Raw genomic sequence first — 22,080 nt, 5'->3', positions numbered from 1 at the left:
ACATGAGCTCAGCTATTGTTGGGAAAAGCTCAGAAAACTTGTCTGAGCTGGTTTTCCAAAAAATAAAAAGCGATATTTTTGATTTCCAGCTCAAACCGGGCGCACGTTTCACCGAATCTGAAATTGCCGAGTTGTATGAAGTGAGCCGTACGCCCGTACGGCAGGCTTTATACCGTTTACAGCAAGATGGCTATGTAAGGGTAAATTTTCGTAGCGGTTGGGAGGTGAAGCCACTCAATTTTAAAGCCTATGAAGAACTCTATGATTTACGGATTTTGCTGGAATGCTATGCCATTGAGCAGCTCTGCAAAATGGAACCAGAACAACTCAAACAGGCTTTACAGGACTTAGTAAATGTGTGGTGTATTCCGCCTGAGCAGTTTTTGCATGATTTAAAAACTTTATCGATGCAAGATGAAGCATTTCACTGCCAATTGCTTGAAGCAATCGGTAATAGTGAAATGGCAAAGGTGCATCGGGATGTGAGTGAAAAAATTCGTATTATTCGTCGCTTAGATTTTTCTAAAGATTATCGAATTGAAGCCACTTATGCAGAGCATCAACAGATTTTACAATTGATCCTTGGGCATAATGTGACAGCGGCATTAGAGAAAATGCGCAGCCATATTCAGCAAAGTAAAGAAGAGGTGAAAAAAATTACTTTGGAAATGTTGGCACGAATGGCATAGAAGTATTTTCAAAAGATCTACCTCACGATAAGCCACGGTAGATATGTATTTTACGAGTCAATCTGTGTCGTTCAAGTAGCGCTTAGAGCTACAAATATCTGTATTCATTGGTTAATATGATGAAGAAAAATAAAAAAGACCACGAAGGGGGAGATTCTTTATTTCAACTTTAGAAAACGCGATTTCATTGGCGACTGAACGCCATTTCGGACAAGTCGATAAAGCGGGTCAAGCTTATATTCAGCATCCACTTCGTGTGATGCAAAATGTGCAACATCCCGATGCTAAAATCGTCGCTGTATTACATGACATTTTAGAAGATACTACGACAACGACGGATGAGCTTCGTGCTATGGGTTTTCAAGCGCATATTATTGACGCGATACTGGCACTGACTAAAACAGCAGGTGAGAACCGATTTCAAGCTGCGCAGCGTACTGCTAAAAATGCAATAGCGTGTGAAGTAAAACTCAGTGATTTACACGACAATATGGATTTGTCTCGCTTAACAACGGTCACAGCAAAAGATCGACGTCGTTATCAACAATATGTAAAAGTTAAAAGTAGATTAGAGCGTGCTCGGTGCATCTATTTACATCTGATCGATTTAAATCTAACAACAGATTATCCGAGATTTCGATTTCAGAGTTCACAGCAAAATTTTCAGTACCTGCTCAATGCGATGTTTGATCTAGAGCATTCATTAGGTGGTATTCAGATTGGAAGTCCACAGGAGTGGTGGATTTTATTTGAAGATGTCAGTGCATATTTTGCATATTGCCAAAGAAAGGGTGCCGTTCCCAAGCAGGCAACATTCTTAGATTTAATTTTAACCACAGATCGGGACTATTTCGGGGGCATCTTTCAAGCTGAACAAGATCGGCAATTATTTGCTTCTATGTTTGGCGTCTTTATGCAAAATCATTTTTATCGCGTGGAAACTTAAGACAGAAACTGTAGACTGTATCGGCAATACAACAATATAAAGTCACCATTGATTGATGAATTTTATCTAAATGTTGAGCTACTGAGCGTCATTTAAAAACATCTCAAAATGCTTGATTTCGAGATGTTTAAAGTGATTCCATCCATTGACATCTCCAATGAAGCATGATGCCATGCTTGCTGAACCTTATGCCTCAATCCTACATGGCATCATGGTGGCTGCTGGATTTATTATTCCGTCTTTAGTGTTGATATGGTTATATAAACGCAGTGAACGCCTTAGCCAAGCTGTATAAAAAAAGCCCTCACATTTGAGGGCTTTTAATTATTTTACTTCGGGTAAATCAAACCAAATCACTTGAGCATCTTCAAGCGCTTCAATTTGGCTATCTTCTAAGAACGCAATTGCACCACCAGCTTCAACTTTATGTTCAGCAATTTGCACTGAACCTGAAATAACATGGATATAGTTGATATGCTGCGTTGCATGGATATCTAAAGATTGACCTTTCGTCAAAAATGCAGATTTAACTTCCGCTTGCTGGCGAATATGCATAGCTGCATTGTCATTTGGACCGACAATTAAATGCCATTGATTGGGTTGATCACGTGGATCACATTTAATTTGTTGATAGGTCGGTTCAGCATCACGTTCATTTGGAACGATCCAAATTTGTGGTAAATGCACATCTTCATCACCTTGGTTCATTTCGCTATGGCGCACACCTGTACCTGCGCTCATGAGCTGCCATTCACCCGCAGAAATGCCACCATGGTTGCCCATGCTGTCTTTATGCGTAATGGTGCCTTTTAACACACAGGTCAAAATTTCCATGTTGTCATGTGGGTGTTGACCAAAACCTTCATGTGCTGCAATTAAGTCATCATTAATTACACGAAGCGCACTAACGCCCATGTATTTCGGGTTATACCAGTTACCAAAAGAAAAGCTGTGTTTAGACTCAAGCCAGCCCATTTTTACGTGACCACGGTTTTCACTTGGATGTAAAAAAGCATTCATGGCATTCATCCTTATCTTAATTATTGAACATATGCCTATTTTAGGATTGAACTAAATAGGGATATATAGTTTTTTAGCGACAATTCATCCTATTTTTGCAACGCTCAGCCAAGATTGAGTCTTTTGTTATGCATAAAGGCGCAACTATAAAAAAGCCTGCACGAAGCAGGCTTTTTTAAATATGACTAAAATTATTCTAAGAATTTAACAGTCACACCAGATTTCACTTTCTTACCTAAGTCATTTGCATCCCAGTTGGTCAAACGAATACAACCGTGTGACGCAGTTTTAGAAATAGCAGATGGGTTCGGTGTACCATGAATACCGAATGATTTTTTGCTCAAGCCAATCCAGATATTACCAACAGGACCATTTGGACCAGGTGGTAAAGACAATGGTTTTCTGTTGTTGCCTTGAACAAAGTTAGACGGTGAGTAGCTGTACCAAGGGTTTGGTGCAACACCTGTTACTTTATATGTACCTGTAGGCGATGGTGTATCTGAACTACCAATCGTTGCCGGGAATGAACCGATCATTTGGTTGCGGCTATTAAACAAGTAAAGTTGTTTCGCGCCTTTATGTGCAACGATTAAGTGAATATCTTCAGGAACTTCGTTACGAATATTCGCTACTAAGATTTTTTCACCAACTTTTTTAAATGTCGCTTTTGGATTCAACTTTTTCAAAAAGTCTTCGTCCATGTGGAATTTTTCACCTAACATTTCAGTCACACGTGTGTAGTACAAGCCTTTCATTTTTGCTTGTAATGCATAGTCGTGTGGTATTGATGCTGCATAAGGACCTTTCAAGTCTGCATCAGTCAACGTGTATTCAATGAATGCAGGTTTAGAACCTTGTTTCGCAATCAGCGCATCCCAAGTTTCTTTAGTTAAAGTCCCTGTAGGTTTCAACCCATTCATTTGTTGGAATGAAGCGATCGCCTTTAGGGTATTTTTACCACTGGTACCATCAATTGCACCCGGTGAAGCATGTGCATTATTGAGCATGACATGCGCACGTGCATAAACAGGGAATTGACCTTTACCAATGTTGTCATACCACTGAGCATTATTTAGGTCATTTAAACCCCAAGCAACTTTGGCAGCAGGCGAAGTTGATGTTGGAGTTGTAGCAGTCGCTGTAGCAGGTGCAGCACCGATGTCGGCTTTAACATCTTCTGATTGTTGCAGGCTGTCTAAAGTTTGCGATGCTTGGTTCAGATCTTCTTGTTCTTGAGCGCTAATCTGGCTAGTTGCAGATGAAGCTTCAGTCGCTAACGGATCAATGGGATCCTGAACTGCAACATTAGTCACTTTTTTTGGCGTTAATGGTTGTTCAGCAGTAGATGCGGCAATAGCTGTACCAGCAAATATGCAACTTAGGCTCAGTGCGAGCATGGTGCGAACGAACATGTAATTCAACCTTAAGAATTATTCATTTACTGTGTATTAAAAACTGGCTAAGTATTACAGAAAAAAAGTGGAGATGCAGTAGTTGTTTTGTGTAAATATCATTTTTGGCACTCAACATGATCGGTTTTTAAATGCTTGAGAAGTTATTATATTTACAACCTTTTTGATATGATGATGCGAATATCGAATTAAGTTGGGAAAGTGAATGACGACCTTAAAAAATGATCGTTTCTTGCGTGCCTTATTACGTGAACCGGTAGATGCAACTCCGGTTTGGATGATGCGTCAGGCTGGCCGTTATTTACCAGAGTATCGTGAAACACGTGCCAAAGCAGGTGATTTCCTATCCCTTTGTAAAAATACAGAATTTGCTTGTGAAGTTACTTTACAACCTTTGCGTCGTTATGACTTAGACGCAGCCATTTTATTTTCAGACATTTTGACTGTACCTGATGCGTTGGGTTTAGGATTGTATTTTGAAGCAGGTGAAGGTCCGAAGTTTCATAAAACTGTACGTACCGAACAAGATGTACTGAATTTACCTAAGTTTAATGCCAAATCAGACCTAGATTATGTCATGAATGCAGTGACTACGATTCGTTCAGCGTTGGGCGGACAAGTTCCTTTGATTGGTTTCTCAGGCAGTCCTTGGACACTGGCAACCTATATGGTGGAAGGTGGTTCAAGCAAAGATTTTCGTTTTACGAAACAAATGATGTATGCACAACCTGAAGTGCTGCATGCCTTATTAGACCGTTTGGCTGTGGCGGTGACTGAATATCTTAATGCGCAGATTGATGCAGGTGCGCAAGCCGTACAAATCTTTGATAGTTGGGGGGGGCATTAGCACACCGTGAATACATTGAATTTTCACTGAACTACATGCAAAAAATCGTGGTAGGTTTACAGAGTGAAAAAGATGGACGCAAAGTCCCTGTGATTTTGTTTACCAAAGGTGGTGGTCAATGGTTAGAGCCAATGATTGCAACGGGTGCAGATGCTTTTGGTTTAGATTGGACTACGCCATTAAATGTAGCACGTCAAACAGTCGCAGGCCGTGCAGCTTTGCAAGGTAACTTAGACCCAGCAACATTATATGGTTCGCCTGAAGCGATTGCGAAAGCGACGCGTGCCATGTTAGATGACGCATATGCCAACGGTGAAAAAACCGGTTATGTGGCGAACTTAGGTCATGGTATTACCCAGTGGGTAGATCCAGCCAATCCAAAAGCTTTTATTGATACGGTACACGAATATAGTGCCAAGTATTTATAAGGCTTTAGGGAAATTGGTTTAGGATTCAACCGTGGTCAAGATTATAAAATCATGTTTTGAGTTCTCTTATAAGGCAGCTTCGGCTGCCTTATTTGGGATATTACTGCTGATCGCTTTTGCATTAACTGCAGCAATGGGAAGTCAGGAATATTTTGGCTTTTTCCGTTATGATTATTTATTGTTTTATGCACTGATTATTCAAGTGTGTTTACTCTACCTGAAACTCGAGTCTTGGGCGGAAGCTAAAGTCATAGCACTGTTTCATATCCTTGCAATGGGGATGGAAATATTTCTGACTCATCCACATATTGCCTCATGGCAATATCCGCAGCCTGCGGTTTTTAAACTGCTGACTGTGCCATTATTTGCAGGTTTTATGTATTCGGCGGTGGGAAGTTTCTTTGCACGTTCGCTACGTCTATATCAAGTGTCGTTCAGTAACTTACCGCGTTTTTGCAATATGCTGTGCTTAGCCGTTTTGTCATATCTTAATTTTATGACCAAATTTTTTGTGCCAGATATTCGTATGTTTTTGTTTGCTTGGAGTGTGGTGATCTTTTGGAAAACCAAGCTCAGTTTTCAATTACAAAATCATGTGATTCAGTTGCCGATGTTACCAATACTGTTGATTCTGGCATTTTTGATTTGGATCGCAGAAAATATCAGTACTTTCTATCAAATTTGGTTATATCCAAGTCAGGTCGATGCATGGCATATGGTCGGTTGGGGGAAACTCGGTTCTTGGTATTTGTTGCTATTACTCAGTTTGGTTTTAGTGCTCAAAATTCTTGGAAAACGTGATGAAAATGGTACTTGGTTGCTCAAAAAATAGTGAAAAAGAACGTATTATTTTTAGCCAAAAGTTTTAGATGAAAATGTTTTGCCTTATCTGAAAGATCAAGTTAATCTACAGGTGTGTAATCAAAACTACACATGTTTTAATAATTAAAAACAATGGAATAAAATTCCCTGGAGAAGTGCTATGTTAAAAAAATTAGCTTTAGTTGCAGTCGTTGCACTAGGTTCTACAGCTGCTTTTGCTGACCGTGACGTAGGTTGTGGTGTTGGTTCTCAAGTTTGGGCTGGTCAATCAGGTAAAATTCCTAAAATTTTAGCTGCGACTACCAACGGTATTTTTACTAACCAGTTACTTGGTATTACCTTTGGTACTTTAGGTTGTAGCGGTACAGGTACAGTGACTGCTCAAGCGGTAACATTTACCAATGAAAATGCTGAATCACTTGCACGTGATATGGCGGTTGGTCAAGGAGAGAGCCTGAATGTTTTGGCTGAGCTTTTAAACATCCAATCAACAGATAAAGCACGTTTCTTTGCTGTGTCTAAAGCAAATTTTGCTGAAATCTATTCAGCTGAAAACCAGTCTTCTTTACAAGTACTTGCTTCATTACAAAGCGTAATGGCGAAAGATGAAGTACTTAAAGCATACGTTTAATCGATGCTTTTAAAACCCTGTCTCTCGGCAGGGTTTTTTATTATCTAAAATATATAAAAATGGATTTGAATATAACTGAATGAAATCAATTGCTTTATTTTGTACTTTTATGATTCCGAGCATCTTATATGCTCAGCAAGTTGTAGATCCAAACCTCTCTAAAACCGTAGAGCTACAGCGATATATTGAACTTGCACAATCAAAAAAACTGTCTGAACACATCAGTTGACAACGACTTTTATATACAGATCATAAAGGACAAAGTGAAGTTGCCTATACAGGTTATTTTTTAGCTGAAAATGGCCGTCAAAGTGCTCAAGCTGAATTAGAGGCAGATGTCGCTGCACTATTTCAAACCGCCGAACCTAATCAAGCCTTTCGTTGTCGTTTCCCAGCGCGTAGTCAGTGGCTGATGCAAGAGTTATCCATCCGTTCAGAGCAGTTACCTGCGGTAAGTTGCCCTGAGTTTGATGCATGGTTTGGAAAAATTAAGCCTTATAAAGCGACATTAATCTACGCCACAGACTTTATGGGTAATCCAAGTTCTATGTTTGGACATACCTTATTGCGTCTCGATCCGAAAGATCAAAAAGAATTAAATCTGGTTTCTTACGCCATTAATTATGCAGCCACAGTTGCAGGTGAAGATAACTGGTCTTATGCATGGAAAGGATTAACAGGGCAATATCCTGGCGAATATTCCTTGATGCCGTACTACCGTAAAGTGAAAGAATATGGTGATTTTGAAAGTCGTGATTTGTGGGAATATGAGCTAGCACTAACCGAGCAAGAAACCAGTTATTTGGTTAAACATATTTGGGAAATGCAAAATGTCAGTTTTCCCTATTATTTCGCCAGTGATAACTGTGCATATCGATTATTGGGCTTAATGGATTTGGTTCGCCCGACACTGAATTTAACCGAAAAATTTAAAGTTGCTTCCATTCCCGTTGAGACGATCAAAGCGATCAATGATGAACAACTGATTCGAGCAGCGGTTTATCGTCCTGCATTAGAAACGCAGCTTTTGTCACAAGCGCAGCAACATGGATATCGTTTAGCACGCGAAGCGCATAAACTCGCTGAAATTAAACCTGATAACTTGTCGACAGCACTCGCTCAGTTTAATGAAGTAGAGCAAGCGAAAATATTGGAAATGGCGTATGACCATCTGTATTTATTACTGATTGGGAGAAAGGTGAGTGCGGAAGAAACGCAGCCTAAATTACGTCAAATCTTGGCCTTACGTAGTCAATCTTCGCAACCAAAACAACGGACTGAACCTAAGCAGCCAAGTCTAGACCCAGTCAATGGACATCATGCGCGAAATTTTTCAGCTACAGTAGGCGAAGTTCAAGGTGAAAAATACATCGAACTCGGTCATCGTCAGGCTTATCATGATTTGATCGATCCGCAAGGTGGCTTTCGGATTGGTACGCAGTTGATGTTTTGGGATGGCTCGATCCAATATCGAGACGACCAACTCAAACTCAATCATTTTGATTTTTTATCGGTCAATTCTTACAACCCCATTACGCCATTTAAAACACCGCTAAGCTGGGGTTTCAATTTTGGCTGGCAGCAAGTGTCTGTAGATGCAGGTCAATTTAGCGAAACGAAACAACATGGCGTTGCTGAATTCAAAGCACAATCTGGATATAGCTGGGCCAATCAGGAACGTACACATTTGTGTTATGTGCAGTCTCAAATGCAGGTGCAGGGCGGTAAGTCTCTAGATGATGGATGGCGAGTGGGCCTTGGGCCGACACTGGGTTGCCAAAATATTTGGTCAGAAAAACTCAACAGTTTGGTTCAGGCAGAGCTTCCGTATTGGGAAGATACACATCAATGGAATCTGAAACTCGATGCTGAATTACAATATATCGTCAACCAACAAAATGCTTTAAGACTAGGATACGAATACCAGCAACAAGATGATCAAGATTGGAATAAATTGAAATTGAGTTATGTATTTTTCTATTAATTTTTAAGATAGATAAAATGTGAAATATCAAATAAATTTGTTTTTTTATGTAAGTAAAGCGAGGTATGATTGCTAGCTTTGTAATAGCTGTGGTTTGTGTCACCGAATGAATCAAGAATGTATTACAGGTCTAAGTCAGACTTGGAAAGATATTTGTGATCAATATACTGAAAATGAACATCTTGCAGCTTTGCAATTTATCCAGAAGCATGTTGAGCATTTAGTTACTGTTTTTTATGAACAAATGTCGCGAGAACCAGCGTCAGCTGAATTTTTTAAAGACGATATTATTCAAAAAAGGCTGATCGACACCTTAAGAAAATGGTTATTAGAAACATTTAATGTTGCACTAAATAATGATTTTGAAATTTCGGTTAAAAGGCAGCAAAAAGTTGGAATGGTGCACGCGCGTGTCGGCATTCCGTCATGGTTGATTATGCGTGGTGTACGTGAAATAGAACGTAAAATATTTGAAATTTTAGAGCTAAACCAAACTCAAAATATTCTCCATATGTGTAGTTATATTGTGCAAATTATGGGATTTAGCACTGAAATTATGTGCCGATCTTATGAAATCAATACGGAAAAAAAGCAAGAAACCAAGCATAATTATCGCTTATTTTCAGCGATGCAAGATGTTGCAGTGCATAAAGATAAACAACGTGGTTCATTGCTCAATTGGGAAAATGAATTGATGTTTAAAATCTTTTCGGGAAATGTCAGTTTTTATCATTCCTTACTTTCAAAATCAGAATTTGGATTGTGGTTTATTCATAAAGCGGCATATGCTTTTTCGGGTTCAGATCAAGTTCAATTAATTATTGATCGAATTTATCAAGTGGATGAGCTAACGCAGCAAACCACACAAATAACGGATAAAGATCAACTGCAACATTTGATTCAACAGATTCGAGACTTAAATCGTGAAATTCAGCATTTAGTCGATCAATTATTTCAGGTGGCTGAATATATTGAGTCAGGCAATGATTCTTTGACGCAACTCCTAAACCGTCGTTATCTTAGTACTATTATTTCACGTGAAATTACTTTTGCACGTCAAAATGAAACGCCTTTGTCTTTGCTAGCCTTTGACGCGGATTACTTTAAAATGATCAATGATAAGTTTGGTCATGCGGCAGGTGATCTTGCACTGAAATTTATTGCCGAAGCTTTGCAGCGTTACAGCCAAGGTAGCGATTATGCATTCCGTATTGGTGGCGAAGAGTTCTTGTTACTCTTGGTGGACACCAATGTAAACCGTGCGATGAAAGTTGCAGAAAATATTCGCCAATATATTGAAAACGGAGTGATCCGAACAGTACAAGGTCAGCAATTTAGTTTAACCGTTAGCGTTGGTTGTGTGCAGTATAATGGTCATCCTGACTATCAACGTTTACTAGATGCTGCCGATATAGCACTCTATGCTGCCAAGAATACTGGTCGTAACCGTATTTACGTTGCTAAAACTGATCAGCAAACAACATCATCTTCATCCTAAATGGATATTCACTTAATTTTGCTTTGTAGAAAATCTAAAAATTTTGCTTTTTGCTCTACATACTTAGGATGAACTTTAGCTTCATCCCATTTTTGTTTAAATACTCGTGCAGCAGCTGCTTTGACGGGATCCTCTTTTTGTCTTGGAAGCTCTTCGCGTCCATGTGCACCACTTAATCCTTTTTTATCATTAGGGACTGGACCCTCATATTTTTTACCACCTTTATGGTTGGCATAGCGACGTGCACGTGTAAAACCCATCTGCAAAAATTTACGTGCCATATCTGCACCGACAAAATCTTCAGTGTCTAAATACTCTTCAAAAAGTTGCCAAATTTTGGTACTGCTTTCGATGGCTTTTTCTTCATTAGCAAATCGCCAATAAGGCAAAATTTCAGATTTATAAGGCTCTACGAGTAATACACCTTGTTCACCACGTCCAATTCTATAAAGTTCAGGGTGTTCGCGAAAATTTATCTTTTTAAAATCTAAACTGTAATCAAAACTATTGGAATGAACGCGTGATACACGCTTAGGTGTGGGGATGGATTTATTATTCATATTCACTCCATTACAACCTTACTCTATTTCGAGCTTAAGCTAAAAAAATAGCCCCAGTTGGGGCTACTTTTTATTTTGTCTTTTTGCTGGTGGATTTGGCTTTGGTCGTCTTGGTTCTTTCTCCCTTAGACTTGCTTGCCTTAGCATCCGTTTTCTTTGCTGTTGAAGATTTTTTTGTTGCTTTCTTCTCAGCTTTTGGCTTTTCCTCTTTAACCTTAGTGCTTGTTTTTGATGTGCTGGCTTTTTTAGGGGCCTCTTTTTTGTCAGCTTTAGATTTCGGCGAACTTTTAGTTGACGCAGATTTTTTAGCTTTTACTTTTTCATCTTTAGTTGCAGCTTCTTTTTTAGAAGTGCTGTCCTTAGATTTTTTTTCAGCAGTTTTCTTTGTTGCTTTGTTTGAATCTTTACTCGATGCTTTAGCTGATTTTTTTACTTTATCCTCATTCTTTTTTGCAGTTTTTGCCGTAGTTTTCGCTGTCTTTTTCTCATCTTTTTCAGTTGTCTTTTTTTGCGGCTACCATAGTGATCACCCTTAGTTAGTAAAAAAAAGAAAATAGCAATGAATCTAAAGGATTCATCTTGTTTTCAATGTACGGACTAATCTTGAATATGGGGGGGAATCGTGTTATGAAATGTTTAATTTATGAACAGAAATACATTAAGTAATTGATATTAATTTTATGCTGTAGTTTTGAGTTACAAGTCTTACAGCACGGTTACAAACAATATTTTTAAAAGATATTTTTTCAAAATAAATATTTTGGGCGATTAAACTTCTACAACCACATAGTATTTTTTGACGGCTTCGACAACTTCAAACTTGCCCTGAAACGATGGGGGAATAATGCCCGCTTGGCCAGCGGAAACCTCGATATATCCACCTTGTTGATCATGAATACGTACTAATCCTTCAAGGATAGTAAAAAACTCTTGTTTGTTCGGTGCAAAGACAATATTCCATGCGCCAACTTCACATTGCCAGATCCCGCAGTCCATATTGGGGTGTACATACAGGCTTGCAGTTTCACGTTTAGGATTGCCCTGAACCAAACGGTCTGGGCGAGGGAAGTCTATGCTGTGTTTGGCTTGCGCTAAACCCTGACCGGCAATATATACATCTGACATGATTCATCCTGAAAATAGTGCTTTGCTATCAAAGCAAACGATTGGCGACATTAAAACATAAATAGAAAAAGCCTCAAGAGTTTGAGGCTTTTTTTGAAGAGCTAACGCTGAATGTTCTATTAATAGCTTTCAGGCACAGCACTTAAAAATTCACGACGTTCTTCTTTATTGGTTTTAAAGTCACCGACAAAAGAAACGGTACGGGTTGTAGACTCTTGTTTACCTACACCACGCATCATCATGCACATGTGAGCTGAATCAATCACCACAGCAACACCACGTGCACCAGTCACTTCAGCCACAGCTTCAGCGATCTGCTGAGTGAGGTTTTCCTGAATTTGTAAGCGACGGGCAAACATTTCTGTAATACGTGCGAATTTTGATAAACCTAAAACATTGCCTTCTGGGAGATAAGCAATATGTACACGGCCATAAAAAGGCAATAAATGGTGCTCACACAATGAATAGAATTCAATATTCTTAACTAAGACCATTTCACGGTTATAGGATGGGAAAACCGCATTGTTGGTCACTTCTTCAAGTGTCTGGCTATAACCAGAAGTAAGATATGAAAAAGCTTTAGCAGCACGCATAGGCGTATCTTTAAGACCCGGGCGATTCAGATCTTCACCAACGGCAGTTAGGATATTTGCGTAGGATTGCTGCATAGACATAAGACGTGTTCACTTACACTGAGAGATTGAACAAGGACGGCATTGTAGCAGAAAACTATTACAATGCCTTCTTTTGGAGTTAAATCCGATTATTGTTTAAACTGTGGGTTTTTTTCTGCACGTTTAAGCAGAACCAGTACAGCACCTGTGCCGCCTTGTTTTTCTGGGGCGCTCACAAATGCCAATACATCACGATGTTGACGTAACCAACTATTTACATAAGTTTTTAAAATTGCTTCTGGACCTTTGCCATGCACAATTTTAATGACGTTTTGATTGTCATCTTTCGCCATTTGAATAATTTGCAGCACGGCAGAACGGGCTTCTTCAACAGTGCAACCGTGTAAGTCGACAGCTTCAAACCAACGTAGATTACCAGCTTTCAAATCTTCAAAAACTTTATGTTGTAAGGTTGCAATGCGATAGCTTAAAGCAGCTTGACTGGCAACAGGGTTGAGCATCGCTTGCGTATCAGAAAGTAATGCATCATCTGTTTCCATAGGACCAATTGCAGCAGCACGTTTAGCCAACGTTTGCGCATCAGGTTTTTTACGACCCACTTTTTCCATTTTTGCAATATTTCCTGCATTCATTTTTTGAACACCTTGCATTTGCTTTTGGAAAAGCGCGAAGTCTTCTTCCTGCTCTTGTTCAACAGTCTTTGGCGTTGGCTCAGGCTGTTTAGCAATCGTTGAGGAATGTGGATTCGTAATTTGCTTTTTAAAAGATTTCAGTAGGTTGTACTGATCTTTTGAAAGCGAAGAATCGTGTTTGCTCATAATGAAAAAACGGGAAATATACAAAAATTTAGTGCAATTATAGCCTTAAATGGCACTGATTTGAACTGGAAAGACTTTATATAAAGAAGATCTCTTAATTCATTACAAGTCCTATTTGGGCTTCAAAGTTGAATTAATTAATTTAATAACTTTTTTATTTTTATATTGTTCCGCAAGAGCTAATGCTGATTGTTCTTCATTAAATTTAGAAATACACACGATTTCGGTTGAAGCGCCTTTTTCAAGTAAATAAGAAATTATCTGATATTGATTTAGGCGGATAGCTTTACCTAATGGGGAGCATCTAGTGAAATAATATGTTTGTGGTTCAACTTCATCTACTACAAGTTCATTTATTTTTCTCAGCTTCATTTTTTTGATGAAAGAAATATCTGTGTGCTCGATAGTCGCCATAATTAAGGTGGTATCATAAAATTCATTGTTTTCATCAAAATTTAAATATTCAAGATACAAATTTTTGGCTTTTTCATAATTATCAATATCATTTTTCTGTGTCAGGTTCTTTATCGCATTTTGGAAAAAATCATTCATATCATCAAAATCATTTATTGCTGCATGGAACATGAATATATTTATTAAATATGGCTCATCAGCTAAATTCTTTTTCAATAAATGAGGGGTATCTTTATAAAAAATCTGTTCAAAATGATTTAATTTTTCCATGGAAATAGGGTGAGATTTAATATTGATTGGTTTTGATAAAGAATTTTTATGTCCTTTAGAAATAGAAAAATAGGTTGAATTTTCAATATTCTTGTTTTTAGTATTGATTGAGTAATTAATGACTATTGGTAAGCCTTGATAACTAATGATTTCAATTTGATTCTTATTGAAATCATAATTTTTGCCCTTTAGCACGTTAGTATTTATATTTGGAAAAATTTGATTTAGGTCAATCTGCGCAGCAATGATGCCTTCGGGCATAGTGGAAATATTGAAGTAGAGGATATGATTTTGGTCAATATGATACGGTGAGCCAGTATACAGAGTTATATTTTTTGCCCAACTTATCTGGTGTAGTGAAACCAAGATTAATGAAATGAATAGAAGAGTAGAAGAAATAATCGACTTCATTATTTTTAATTCTCAATTGAATAAAAATTATAAAAAGGATGTGTAATTTTTTTAATATGGATGCAAAGTAGAAAAAGGGTGAGCGAACTCACCCTACATATTTCATTTATATTTTATCAGGCACACCAAACAGCTCCTTAAACGCCTGATCAGGGCGTGGCTGCTTCATAAAACTTTCACCGACCAAGAATGCATGAATATCATGTTCTTGCATCATCGCGACATCAGCAGGTGTTGCAATACCGCTTTCTGTCACCAGCAGGCGAGAAGGTTCAAGTAACTTCTTCAAACGTAATGATGTATTGAGGTCAACATCAAAAGTTTTTAGATTGCGGTTATTGACGCCAAGTAGACAGTTGTCAGAAAGACGCATTGCACGCTCAAGTTCTTCTTCGTCATGTACTTCAACCAATACGTCGAGATTGTGCTCAAAAGCAGTTTTCGACATTTCTTCGAGTTGTTGATCAGATAAACAAGCCACGATTAATAAAATACAGTCCGCATGTAAAGCGCGTGCTTCAATTACACCATATGGATCAATCAAAAAATCTTTACGTAGCGCAGGTAAGTCACAGTTCGTACGTGCAATCTGAATGTTTTCATCGGCACCTTGGAAAAAATCCACATCGGTGAGAACAGACAAACATGCCGCACCAGCATCTTGATACTGCTGCGCAATTTCAGCAGGGTTAAAGTTTTCACGAATGATGCCTTTCGATGGTGATGCCTTTTTAATTTCAGCAATCACCCCCGGACGTTTAGAGCCGAGGTTTTGTGCAAAACCTCGAACAGGTGTAGCTGCTTGAGCTAGCTCTTCGACATCTTTATAGCTATGTTGTTTAAGACGGGCTGCAAATTCTTCTTTTTTACGGTCAACAATTTTACCCAAAATTGTATTGGCGATATCTACCATGATCTGTGTCCTAATCTTAAGCTTCGTATTCTTTTAAAGTTTTCGTAAATTCAGACAAAATGCCCATTTTTTCTAAGGCTTGACCGCCATAGATAATGTCATGTGCTAATGCAACACCTTGTTTATAGCTTTTGGTTAAGCCTGAAACATAAATGCCTGCGCCTGCATTTAGGGCAATCATATTCGCGGCTTTATCACCGAGTGCAGATTTATTTTTACCTAAAGCATCTTTGATCAATTTTAGACTTTCAGCAGCACTATCTACAGATAGACCTGTTAAGGTTTGCGATTCGATATCTACAGCTTCCGGTTGAATTTCCCATTCAGTGACTTCGCCATCTTTGAGTTCTGCAACATAAGTACTTGATGCAAGGCTAATTTCATCTAAACCATCTTTAGAATGCACCACCAAGACATGTTCTGCACCAAGCTGTTTTAAAACTTCAGCCATAGGACGACATAATTCTGTAGAGAAAACACCAATCACAAAACGTTTTACGCCGGCCGGATTCGTAAGCGGGCCAAGTAGGTTGAAAATACTACGGAAGCCCAATTCTTTACGTGGACCAGCAGCATATTTCATGGCTTTATGATGATTAGGGGCAAAGAGGAAACCCACGCCCATTTCACGAATACAGCGTTCAGTTTGCTGCATGTTAAGGTCAAGGTTAATTCCTGCTTGTTCTAAAAGATCAGAAGAGCCTGATTTTGATGAAACACCACGACCACCATGTTTAGCAATAGTTGCACCTGCTGCTGCAATAACAAAACTAGACGCAGTAGAGATGTTAAATAAGTTTTGACCATCACCACCTGTACCAACGATATCCACCAAATGTGGTAAATCACTGACATCAATTTTGATCGCAAATTCACGCATTACACGTGCTGCGGCAGTAATTTCATCAATACTTTCACCTTTTTGGCGTAAGCCCATCATGAGTGCGCCAATTTGCGCATCGGTCGCTTCACCTTGCATAATGGTACGCATCACTTCTTCCATTTGAGGTTGAGTGAGTTCAATATTTTTCGTGATGTTATTTAAAGCTTGTTGAATATTCATAATATTTTTTGCACTCGATTAAGCGTAAATTTCTAAGAAGTTTTTAAAGATTTGATGGCCATGTTCACTAAGAATCGATTCAGGGTGAAACTGCACGCCTTCGACAGGCAATGTCTTATGTTTAACGCCCATGATTTCTTCCATCGTGCCATCTTCTTCATTGGTCCAGCAGGTCACTTCTAAACATTCAGGCAAAGTCGCTTGATCAATCACCAAAGAGTGATAACGCGTTGCGGAAAATGGAGAAGGGAGGTTACTGAAAATACCTTGATCGCTGTGATACATGTCAGATAAACGACCGTGCATCACTTTTTTAGCGCGAATAATATCGCCGCCAAAAGCTTGTCCTATGGCTTGGTGGCCTAAACACACACCCAGTAAAGGAATTTTTCCCGCAAAGTGTTGAATCGCAGGAATTGAAATACCTGCTTCACTTGGCGAACAAGGGCCAGGACCAATGACTAAATACTTCGGTTGCCATCGCTCGATATCTTCCAATGTCACGGCATCGTTACGTACAACTTTTACTTCCTGATTTAACTCGCCAAAATATTGGACGATGTTGTAGGTAAAAGAGTCATAATTGTCGATCATGAGAAGCATATCTAGCGTATCCCTAAGAAATTTATACTAATATTTTGTTTAACGTTTTTTTGTTACCCGTAACGTTACCCGTTTTAAGAACTTCAACTTAAATTAGGCACAAAATATAAAGCCTGCTAAGTGCAGGCTATATTATCAGATTCTTGTTTGTATTTTTCGACTTCTTTCTTCACTTGAGATTCGTGCCAAAAAACATCTTTTTCACTTAAACGAATTGGCTCGGGAAGCTCTCCTTGCTTTAACATTCTATAGAACTTAGTTTTCCCAACAGAGAGAAGTTTCATAAAATCATTAGCCCGAACTCGACGATCAATTTCCATCAAGACACCTCCTTTAAACTTTTTACCTGTGCTTCAATCATGGCTTTATAATCACGCCAAAATTCCCACTTTTTAGATTTGACCTGATCCTTATATGATTGCTCCGCAATTTCACTCCAAACCGGATTATTCTCGTGTCTTGGCTTATCGATGTGATCAATCGCCATTTTTTCCGCAATCTGCTCAGGCAACTCTTTCTTAACCAAAACAAACCCTGCTGGCACCGCTTGGGCTTTGGCTGCTTGCCAAATTTCAAATGACAATTGAACATATGAGCTGCGATATTTACCATTGCGCATTTCGAAAACTGATGTAAAAGGGCAGTCACTATTTTCAAGGGACTTAACCATATTTTTACAAAAGCTAGTCTTCTGAAACGTAAGCTCAAATTCTTCTCTCTGAATATCCATTACGCCACCTGTTTCTTTAATTGGTGTTTTTTATTTTTAATCTTAGCCATTAACAAACACACCTCGTTACTTTGTGGTGTGGCTAGTTTGTGGAAGCTTTGGATATAACGAACCATTTCCGCCTTACTCATTAAAATCAAGTTTTCTAAACGACAATCAGTTTTGTCTTGATTTTTAAAAGCAATGACTTGATCTTGAGGCACAGCACCATTAGCTTTTTCCCAAACAACACGATGCTTTAAATCAAAAACATTTGGTTCAGCTGTTTTTATTAAGACATAGCCATCTTTAGAGCATATCCGCTCATAGTCAATTGGTTTTTTATTCCAGGCAATCTGGCCTTTCTTGAAGCTGGTTTTATTGGCAGTTGTGAGGCCTTTAGTTCCAGTATTCCAAGGTCTTAACCCTTTTTCAAAACAGCCAGTTCTTCCAGTATTCCATTTTTTGCGTGTACATAAAGACTTAATTTGATCAACTGTAAAGGTCGTCCCAAACTTAAGATTCACTTTTTCAGTCAGCTCTTTCCGAGCTAGAACACAGTTAGACTTAATAAAGTCCAACTGTTCGCCGGTATAGTTGATCGCAGCACATTTTGGCATATATCACCCGATCAAGTTCTGTGGGATTTCTACTGAATCGGGATTTTTAACACCTCGATATTCAGCAACCAGTTTTGCAGCACTTAAACGCATATTGTTATTTTTAATAACTTGCTCGCTGATTTTTTCAATCGCTTCAGCTTTTTGAATCTCAGCTTCGAGTTCACCACCCTTTAAATCAGGATTGCTAAGGCGCTCAAGTTGGGCAAATAAAACGGAATTTAAATCCATAGGGGTACTCATGATTACGCTCTCCAAGTCGCTTCTTTAAATTTTGCGTCGATGATAAGTGCCTCTATTTCACCAGCACTGACGTTATGAAAAATATGGTCCATTTTTGCCCCGAACACTGTCAGTGTTCGGGTGATTGTTGAGTATTTAAATTTCATTGGACAACCTCACTTGCTTGATTCTCAAGCTCGAAGCGACGCTTTTTAACGCAGTCCATTAACTTAGGTTGTATTTCAGGACTACGAGCAGAGACATCGATTTCCAAAGCATCTAATGCCGTTAAGTTTGGTGCATTCTGAATCTGAACCATCAGTGAAGGTGGAGTCTTAATTTCAGCTTCTGCAGGTGCAAGCTCACGTAGGCGCTTATGAATAGCATCCAACAATGGTTTGCGCTGTGCTTCAGTCCAGTTGCGTGTATAACCGGTAAGGGCCGTGGCTTCCCTTGGTGTTGGAGCATTTGTTGCACGTGTTAGTAGATCATTTAAAAGATTTTGATAGTCAACCTCAGCTGAATCAAAATTTAACTTTTTATCTGCTACTAACTTTTCAGCCTCAACCTGCAAACGTTTGAGTTCTTCAACACTCAAGTTGTCAGCCATAAGGTCTGACTTAGGTGTGTATTGCTCAGGATCTAGTTCAAGCAGCTTGCCCTCAGTTAACTTACATAGGTGCTGAGTGTGTTCACGTTCTAAATGACCATTTGCCATGAACACCGGACGTAATGCCAAGACTGCTTCGTTGGTGGTGCATGCATTAATTTGCATAGTGAACTTTTCAACCAGTTTCACTGGATCTGTTTCAATCTCTTCAACTGCAGGTTCAACCGATGTCTTTTCTTCAACATCATTTGATGTTTGAATTTGGCTATTTTCAGCTTCTGCAGCTGGTTCATTTTCCCAAGGAAAAGATACATCAGCAGTGGATTCTTCTTTATTCAGAGAACCATGACTCACCGCAATTAGCGCTTGAGCATGAGTAACTGCATTTTCATCATAAAGATGCACTAAGCCGCGAGTCAGTAACTCTAAGTCAGATGCTGAGTTCTTCCATTTAAACGACTTGCTTAACTCAGAAGTTAAAAGTGATGGAGAAAAACATGGTGTGCCTTTTGCTGGTGCTTCGGATATAGCCTCAGGAACTTGCATGGTACCAATGGTCATATATACGACAGCAATACGGAATTCATGATCAGGGTCAAAAAATACAGTCGCAGGGAAATTTCGAATACTATCGAAATCTAAATCAGATCCAGTATGACGACATTTAATATTTTGGCCTGCAGCCATCGCAGAAAATGCTTCTTGTCCGTTTAAGATAATCATGAATTTACTCCCGCTTTAGCAATTTGATCTATTTCCTGTTTTACTTCTTGAATTTTCGATACATCGATCTGCATCAGCGAATCTATACCCAGATGCTCGCATACAGTTTTTGTATCTAATCCACGCTCATCGATGAAGGCTAATAGATCATCACGTTGCGCATCTGATATGCCATTAAATTCAGGTGGACTGATCCACGTTTCTTTATGCTTATCAAAGGTACAATTCAGTTCTTTGGCCTTAAGTAGCATGGCTTGGCGCATGTTTTGGTAATACATATGGCTCTTATCAAGAGACTCAGTTAACTGGTTTAGATCACTGGCATATAGCGCTTCATCACAGCTTTGTTTCCAGTTTTCCAAATCTTCAAGTGCTTTTGCTGAAGCCAGTTGCGCAGGGGTTAATGTATTGATGTGTGCCTTAGCTGCTGAAATTAATTGTGCTAAAAACATCGGTTCTGTTTTTAAGTCAGGTACCCAAACTTCACCAGTTTCTCCACCAAGAGCACCAGAGTTTTTTGCATGGTGAGTGGGAGATGGTTTGAAGTTGATGACACGAGCATTCTTACCTTCGCCAGTAGTGACAGTAGTCATGTAGCCCATCATATCTGCGATACGGTACAGCTCATTTCTATTCTTACCGCCTAAGTCAGGACGGTAGATGATCTGATCATTATTTTGGTCCTCAGAGGCGTGAGCAATAAAAACAACATCCTTACCCATGCTGATTAGGGTGTTCACATACTGCTTGAATGTTTGATTGGCCAAACCTTGGGCTTTAAGTTTTAAAGCGCCATCTTTCTGCCGGTTGTTAGGATGAAGTAATAGGTGGGTTTTAATGCATTCAAGCATCGCGCCTACTGTATCAATGACGACAGTGTTGTAAGGTGCTAAGTCTTGAGTTGTAAGACCTGCAACGTCAGCCCATTGTTGAACTGGAATTACTGCACCACGACGAAGTTCACCGGTACGATGAGCACCACGGTCAAAGTCAAAGGAAACAGCTTTATCAGCAGTAAAGCCTAAAGAGGATTTACCGAGGCCTGGATCTGCATAGATGTAAGTGATGATGGCACTGACATTTAATGCTTGGTCTGCCGGAATAATATTAATAGTCATCACACTTCTCCCAACAAACGGTTTTTAATCATGTGCTGCACCAACATTTCATTGATGTTGCGGTGGTCGTTGTAGTCCGTGAAGTCAGGGAAAGGATTGCCGTATTCATCGGAGATCTGATCTACAGATAGCTGGGTAATTTCAGCCGTATCAAATTCACTACCGGGTACGCCGTAGCTGTCTTCAAATGGTTCAAAGTCAAAGCTTACATCTAGAGTGAAGTTGTCTAAACGGATAACAGCATTACCTGAATTTTTAGAAGTGAGTTCCATTGCAGCGACAGTAGTCACTTCAGGGATGCTTTTGTGAAGTACCTGAGTGTTACTTAAAGCAGGCTTATAGGCACATGCTAAAGCACCGATTGTTACGGTTGCAGCGACAAGTGTTACCTTGAGGCTATTGAAAGGGGTTAAGGTTTTGTTCATACTTATCTCGCAGTTTGCAAAGCACATCGGGGTTCGAAGATCGATGTGCTTTTTTGTTGTCTGTGAGATAAATATAAGAAAACTTAGTTTTGTAGTCAATAGTTTTTATAAGAAATCTTATTTTAATTATTTGGAAACTTATTTTTGTGCTTTAATAGACAAAAGAAAACCCACCGTGGTGGTGGGTTGGATGGAGCTTTTAAGATGATTGGAATTACTAGTAAGGGTGAGTTAATTTCCGTGAACGCCAGTCATAGACCAAAAGGAGTTTTAACTGGCATCCTTATTACTGACCCTGAACAGATTACTGTGGAAAATCTAACAAAGATTAAATTGCGTTTTTATGGATCAGATGGTCAATTAAATCAACATCATTGCCTAAGTGTTTTAAATATAAGTCAGGACCAGATTGATCCGAAGGGTGATGAATCATCATTACAACTTCAAAAATTTGACCTTTTAGGTTTAACCATTCGCCGATCCGGGGCAGGCATTCAAATTCATGTGAGTACAAAGCCTCTTGGGCGCCTTTTGCAATATTTATCAAAGAAACTTCAATCATAA

At 39.0% G+C, this 22,080-nt stretch carries 24 protein-coding genes and 3 pseudogenes; 10 read left to right on the top strand and 17 right to left on the bottom strand.

Annotated features, from left to right (window positions below; genetic code table 11):
* Window positions 1-2 precede the first annotated feature (2 nt).
* The 3 genes and pseudogenes from AVJ20_RS06395 (at window position 3) to AVJ20_RS18320 (ending at window position 1,930) form a co-directional block, all read left to right on the top strand.
* Entirely contained in the window at window positions 3-689 is a 687-nt protein-coding gene (locus tag AVJ20_RS06395; RefSeq protein WP_111884594.1) for a GntR family transcriptional regulator, read from the top strand.
* Window positions 690-849: 160 nt separating this feature from the next.
* Window positions 850-1,260: pseudogene (locus AVJ20_RS18635) on the top strand (guanosine-3',5'-bis(diphosphate) 3'-pyrophosphohydrolase); the annotation flags it as partial.
* 532 nt (window positions 1,261-1,792) lie between these two features.
* A complete protein-coding gene (locus AVJ20_RS18320; protein WP_162689742.1) occupies window positions 1,793-1,930 on the top strand; it encodes a hypothetical protein in 138 nt (45 codons plus the stop codon).
* A gap of 29 nt (window positions 1,931-1,959) precedes the next feature.
* Here AVJ20_RS18320 and AVJ20_RS06385 read toward each other — a convergent pair whose 3' ends face one another.
* Both AVJ20_RS06385 and AVJ20_RS06380 read right to left on the bottom strand, forming a co-directional pair.
* Window positions 1,960-2,655: a pirin family protein gene (locus tag AVJ20_RS06385; protein ID WP_111884593.1), complete on the bottom strand. Its 696-nt coding sequence runs from the start codon at window positions 2,653-2,655 to the stop codon at window positions 1,960-1,962.
* Between the two features lie 191 nt (window positions 2,656-2,846).
* Complete coding sequence (locus AVJ20_RS06380) at window positions 2,847-4,067, bottom strand: L,D-transpeptidase family protein (protein ID WP_111884592.1); 1,221 nt, start codon at window positions 4,065-4,067, stop codon at window positions 2,847-2,849.
* A 205-nt stretch (window positions 4,068-4,272) separates the two neighbouring features.
* Between AVJ20_RS06380 and hemE the strand changes: the two are divergent.
* The 5 genes and pseudogenes from hemE to AVJ20_RS06355 all read left to right on the top strand — a co-directional run bounded on the left by hemE (window position 4,273) and on the right by AVJ20_RS06355 (window position 10,277).
* Window positions 4,273-5,342, top strand: a pseudogene (gene hemE, locus AVJ20_RS06375) (uroporphyrinogen decarboxylase).
* A 40-nt stretch (window positions 5,343-5,382) separates the two neighbouring features.
* Window positions 5,383-6,174: a DUF817 family protein gene (locus AVJ20_RS06370; RefSeq protein WP_228157169.1), complete on the top strand. Its 792-nt coding sequence runs from the start codon at window positions 5,383-5,385 to the stop codon at window positions 6,172-6,174.
* 150 nt (window positions 6,175-6,324) lie between these two features.
* Window positions 6,325-6,795, top strand: coding sequence for a DUF3015 family protein (locus AVJ20_RS06365; protein ID WP_078190276.1), 471 nt, complete (start codon window positions 6,325-6,327; stop codon window positions 6,793-6,795).
* A gap of 109 nt (window positions 6,796-6,904) precedes the next feature.
* Window positions 6,905-8,779 (top strand): annotated as a pseudogene (locus AVJ20_RS06360) (DUF4105 domain-containing protein).
* 106 nt (window positions 8,780-8,885) lie between these two features.
* Entirely contained in the window at window positions 8,886-10,277 is a 1,392-nt protein-coding gene (locus tag AVJ20_RS06355) for a diguanylate cyclase (protein WP_111884590.1), read from the top strand.
* A gap of 8 nt (window positions 10,278-10,285) precedes the next feature.
* Here the strand turns inward: AVJ20_RS06355 and AVJ20_RS06350 are convergent, their stop codons facing one another.
* Window positions 10,286-10,837, bottom strand: coding sequence for a DUF4385 domain-containing protein (locus tag AVJ20_RS06350; protein WP_111884589.1), 552 nt, complete (start codon window positions 10,835-10,837; stop codon window positions 10,286-10,288).
* 95 nt (window positions 10,838-10,932) lie between these two features.
* Between AVJ20_RS06350 and AVJ20_RS18315 the strand changes: the two genes are divergently transcribed.
* Window positions 10,933-11,373: a hypothetical protein gene (locus AVJ20_RS18315; RefSeq protein WP_162689741.1), complete on the top strand. Its 441-nt coding sequence runs from the start codon at window positions 10,933-10,935 to the stop codon at window positions 11,371-11,373.
* 232 nt (window positions 11,374-11,605) lie between these two features.
* Here AVJ20_RS18315 and AVJ20_RS06340 read toward each other — a convergent pair whose 3' ends face one another.
* From AVJ20_RS06340 to AVJ20_RS06275, 14 genes are all read right to left on the bottom strand, one after another.
* Complete coding sequence (locus AVJ20_RS06340; RefSeq protein ID WP_078191972.1) at window positions 11,606-11,962, bottom strand: cupin domain-containing protein; 357 nt, start codon at window positions 11,960-11,962, stop codon at window positions 11,606-11,608.
* A gap of 119 nt (window positions 11,963-12,081) precedes the next feature.
* Window positions 12,082-12,630, bottom strand: a complete 549-nt coding sequence (gene folE / locus AVJ20_RS06335; RefSeq protein WP_171319230.1) for a GTP cyclohydrolase I FolE — start codon at window positions 12,628-12,630, stop codon at window positions 12,082-12,084.
* A 95-nt stretch (window positions 12,631-12,725) separates the two neighbouring features.
* Window positions 12,726-13,415, bottom strand: coding sequence for a Smr/MutS family protein (locus AVJ20_RS06330; protein ID WP_078191970.1), 690 nt, complete (start codon window positions 13,413-13,415; stop codon window positions 12,726-12,728).
* Window positions 13,416-13,526: 111 nt separating this feature from the next.
* A complete protein-coding gene (locus AVJ20_RS06325; protein ID WP_111884587.1) occupies window positions 13,527-14,510 on the bottom strand; it encodes a hypothetical protein in 984 nt (327 codons plus the stop codon).
* Window positions 14,511-14,616: 106 nt separating this feature from the next.
* Window positions 14,617-15,423: an indole-3-glycerol phosphate synthase TrpC gene (trpC, locus tag AVJ20_RS06320; RefSeq protein WP_111884586.1), complete on the bottom strand. Its 807-nt coding sequence runs from the start codon at window positions 15,421-15,423 to the stop codon at window positions 14,617-14,619.
* A gap of 16 nt (window positions 15,424-15,439) precedes the next feature.
* The gene (gene trpD / locus AVJ20_RS06315; RefSeq protein ID WP_111884585.1) at window positions 15,440-16,486 is read right to left on the bottom strand and encodes an anthranilate phosphoribosyltransferase; all 1,047 of its coding nucleotides are present in this window, start codon (window positions 16,484-16,486) and stop codon (window positions 15,440-15,442) included.
* Between the two features lie 18 nt (window positions 16,487-16,504).
* Entirely contained in the window at window positions 16,505-17,089 is a 585-nt protein-coding gene (locus tag AVJ20_RS06310; RefSeq protein ID WP_078190263.1) for an anthranilate synthase component II, read from the bottom strand.
* 116 nt (window positions 17,090-17,205) lie between these two features.
* Window positions 17,206-17,409: a helix-turn-helix transcriptional regulator gene (locus tag AVJ20_RS06305; RefSeq protein WP_111884584.1), complete on the bottom strand. Its 204-nt coding sequence runs from the start codon at window positions 17,407-17,409 to the stop codon at window positions 17,206-17,208.
* Entirely contained in the window at window positions 17,409-17,819 is a 411-nt protein-coding gene (locus tag AVJ20_RS18500; protein WP_213066185.1) for a hypothetical protein, read from the bottom strand. The genes AVJ20_RS06305 and AVJ20_RS18500 overlap by 1 nt, the downstream gene beginning before the upstream one ends.
* Entirely contained in the window at window positions 17,819-18,418 is a 600-nt protein-coding gene (locus tag AVJ20_RS06295) for an HNH endonuclease signature motif containing protein (RefSeq protein WP_111884583.1), read from the bottom strand. Before AVJ20_RS06295 ends, AVJ20_RS18500 begins: the two co-directional genes overlap by 1 nt.
* A gap of 3 nt (window positions 18,419-18,421) precedes the next feature.
* On the bottom strand, window positions 18,422-18,661 hold the full coding sequence (locus AVJ20_RS06290) for a hypothetical protein (RefSeq protein WP_111884582.1): 240 nt from the start codon (window positions 18,659-18,661) through the stop codon (window positions 18,422-18,424).
* 142 nt (window positions 18,662-18,803) lie between these two features.
* Window positions 18,804-19,973: a hypothetical protein gene (locus AVJ20_RS06285; protein WP_111884581.1), complete on the bottom strand. Its 1,170-nt coding sequence runs from the start codon at window positions 19,971-19,973 to the stop codon at window positions 18,804-18,806.
* Window positions 19,970-21,091, bottom strand: coding sequence for an ATP-binding protein (locus AVJ20_RS06280; protein ID WP_111884580.1), 1,122 nt, complete (start codon window positions 21,089-21,091; stop codon window positions 19,970-19,972). Before AVJ20_RS06280 ends, AVJ20_RS06285 begins: the two co-directional genes overlap by 4 nt.
* On the bottom strand, window positions 21,091-21,516 hold the full coding sequence (locus AVJ20_RS06275; RefSeq protein ID WP_228157166.1) for a hypothetical protein: 426 nt from the start codon (window positions 21,514-21,516) through the stop codon (window positions 21,091-21,093). Before AVJ20_RS06275 ends, AVJ20_RS06280 begins: the two co-directional genes overlap by 1 nt.
* 204 nt (window positions 21,517-21,720) lie before the next feature.
* Here AVJ20_RS06275 and AVJ20_RS18630 point away from each other — a divergent pair, with 204 nt between their 5' ends.
* Window positions 21,721-22,080, top strand: a complete 360-nt coding sequence (locus AVJ20_RS18630) for a hypothetical protein (protein WP_228157165.1) — start codon at window positions 21,721-21,723, stop codon at window positions 22,078-22,080.

Source organism: Acinetobacter sp. CFCC 11171 (assembly GCF_003268405.1).
GTDB classification, from domain to species: Bacteria; Pseudomonadota; Gammaproteobacteria; order Pseudomonadales; family Moraxellaceae; genus Acinetobacter; species Acinetobacter amyesii.
Note: the sequence above shows the minus strand (reverse complement) of the source record. Positions and strands in the feature narration are given on the sequence as shown.

Bases quoted from the DNA above. Each gene is read 5' to 3' on its own strand.
- AVJ20_RS06395 (WP_111884594.1), top strand. From the start codon at position 3: ATGAGCTCAGCTATTGTTGGGAAAAGCTCAGAAAACTTGTCTGAGCTG.
- AVJ20_RS18500 (WP_213066185.1), bottom strand. From the start codon at position 17,819: ATGGATATTCAGAGAGAAGAATTTGAGCTTACGTTTCAGAAGACTAGC.
- AVJ20_RS06350 (WP_111884589.1), bottom strand. From the start codon at position 10,837: ATGAATAATAAATCCATCCCCACACCTAAGCGTGTATCACGCGTTCAT.
- AVJ20_RS06340 (WP_078191972.1), bottom strand. From the start codon at position 11,962: ATGTCAGATGTATATATTGCCGGTCAGGGTTTAGCGCAAGCCAAACAC.
- AVJ20_RS18320 (WP_162689742.1), top strand. From the start codon at position 1,793: ATGAAGCATGATGCCATGCTTGCTGAACCTTATGCCTCAATCCTACAT.
- AVJ20_RS06290 (WP_111884582.1), bottom strand. From the start codon at position 18,661: ATGAGTACCCCTATGGATTTAAATTCCGTTTTATTTGCCCAACTTGAG.
- trpC (WP_111884586.1), bottom strand. From the start codon at position 15,423: ATGGTAGATATCGCCAATACAATTTTGGGTAAAATTGTTGACCGTAAA.
- AVJ20_RS06365 (WP_078190276.1), top strand. From the start codon at position 6,325: ATGTTAAAAAAATTAGCTTTAGTTGCAGTCGTTGCACTAGGTTCTACA.
- AVJ20_RS06275 (WP_228157166.1), bottom strand. From the start codon at position 21,516: ATGAACAAAACCTTAACCCCTTTCAATAGCCTCAAGGTAACACTTGTC.
- AVJ20_RS18630 (WP_228157165.1), top strand. From the start codon at position 21,721: ATGATTGGAATTACTAGTAAGGGTGAGTTAATTTCCGTGAACGCCAGT.
- AVJ20_RS06325 (WP_111884587.1), bottom strand. From the start codon at position 14,510: ATGAAGTCGATTATTTCTTCTACTCTTCTATTCATTTCATTAATCTTG.
- AVJ20_RS06280 (WP_111884580.1), bottom strand. From the start codon at position 21,091: ATGACTATTAATATTATTCCGGCAGACCAAGCATTAAATGTCAGTGCC.
- AVJ20_RS06355 (WP_111884590.1), top strand. From the start codon at position 8,886: ATGAATCAAGAATGTATTACAGGTCTAAGTCAGACTTGGAAAGATATT.
- AVJ20_RS06330 (WP_078191970.1), bottom strand. From the start codon at position 13,415: ATGAGCAAACACGATTCTTCGCTTTCAAAAGATCAGTACAACCTACTG.
- AVJ20_RS06385 (WP_111884593.1), bottom strand. From the start codon at position 2,655: ATGAATGCTTTTTTACATCCAAGTGAAAACCGTGGTCACGTAAAAATG.
- AVJ20_RS06295 (WP_111884583.1), bottom strand. From the start codon at position 18,418: ATGCCAAAATGTGCTGCGATCAACTATACCGGCGAACAGTTGGACTTT.
- trpD (WP_111884585.1), bottom strand. From the start codon at position 16,486: ATGAATATTCAACAAGCTTTAAATAACATCACGAAAAATATTGAACTC.
- AVJ20_RS06380 (WP_111884592.1), bottom strand. From the start codon at position 4,067: ATGTTCGTTCGCACCATGCTCGCACTGAGCCTAAGTTGCATATTTGCT.
- AVJ20_RS06310 (WP_078190263.1), bottom strand. From the start codon at position 17,089: ATGCTTCTCATGATCGACAATTATGACTCTTTTACCTACAACATCGTC.
- AVJ20_RS06285 (WP_111884581.1), bottom strand. From the start codon at position 19,973: ATGATTATCTTAAACGGACAAGAAGCATTTTCTGCGATGGCTGCAGGC.
- AVJ20_RS06305 (WP_111884584.1), bottom strand. From the start codon at position 17,409: ATGGAAATTGATCGTCGAGTTCGGGCTAATGATTTTATGAAACTTCTC.
- folE (WP_171319230.1), bottom strand. From the start codon at position 12,630: ATGCAGCAATCCTACGCAAATATCCTAACTGCCGTTGGTGAAGATCTG.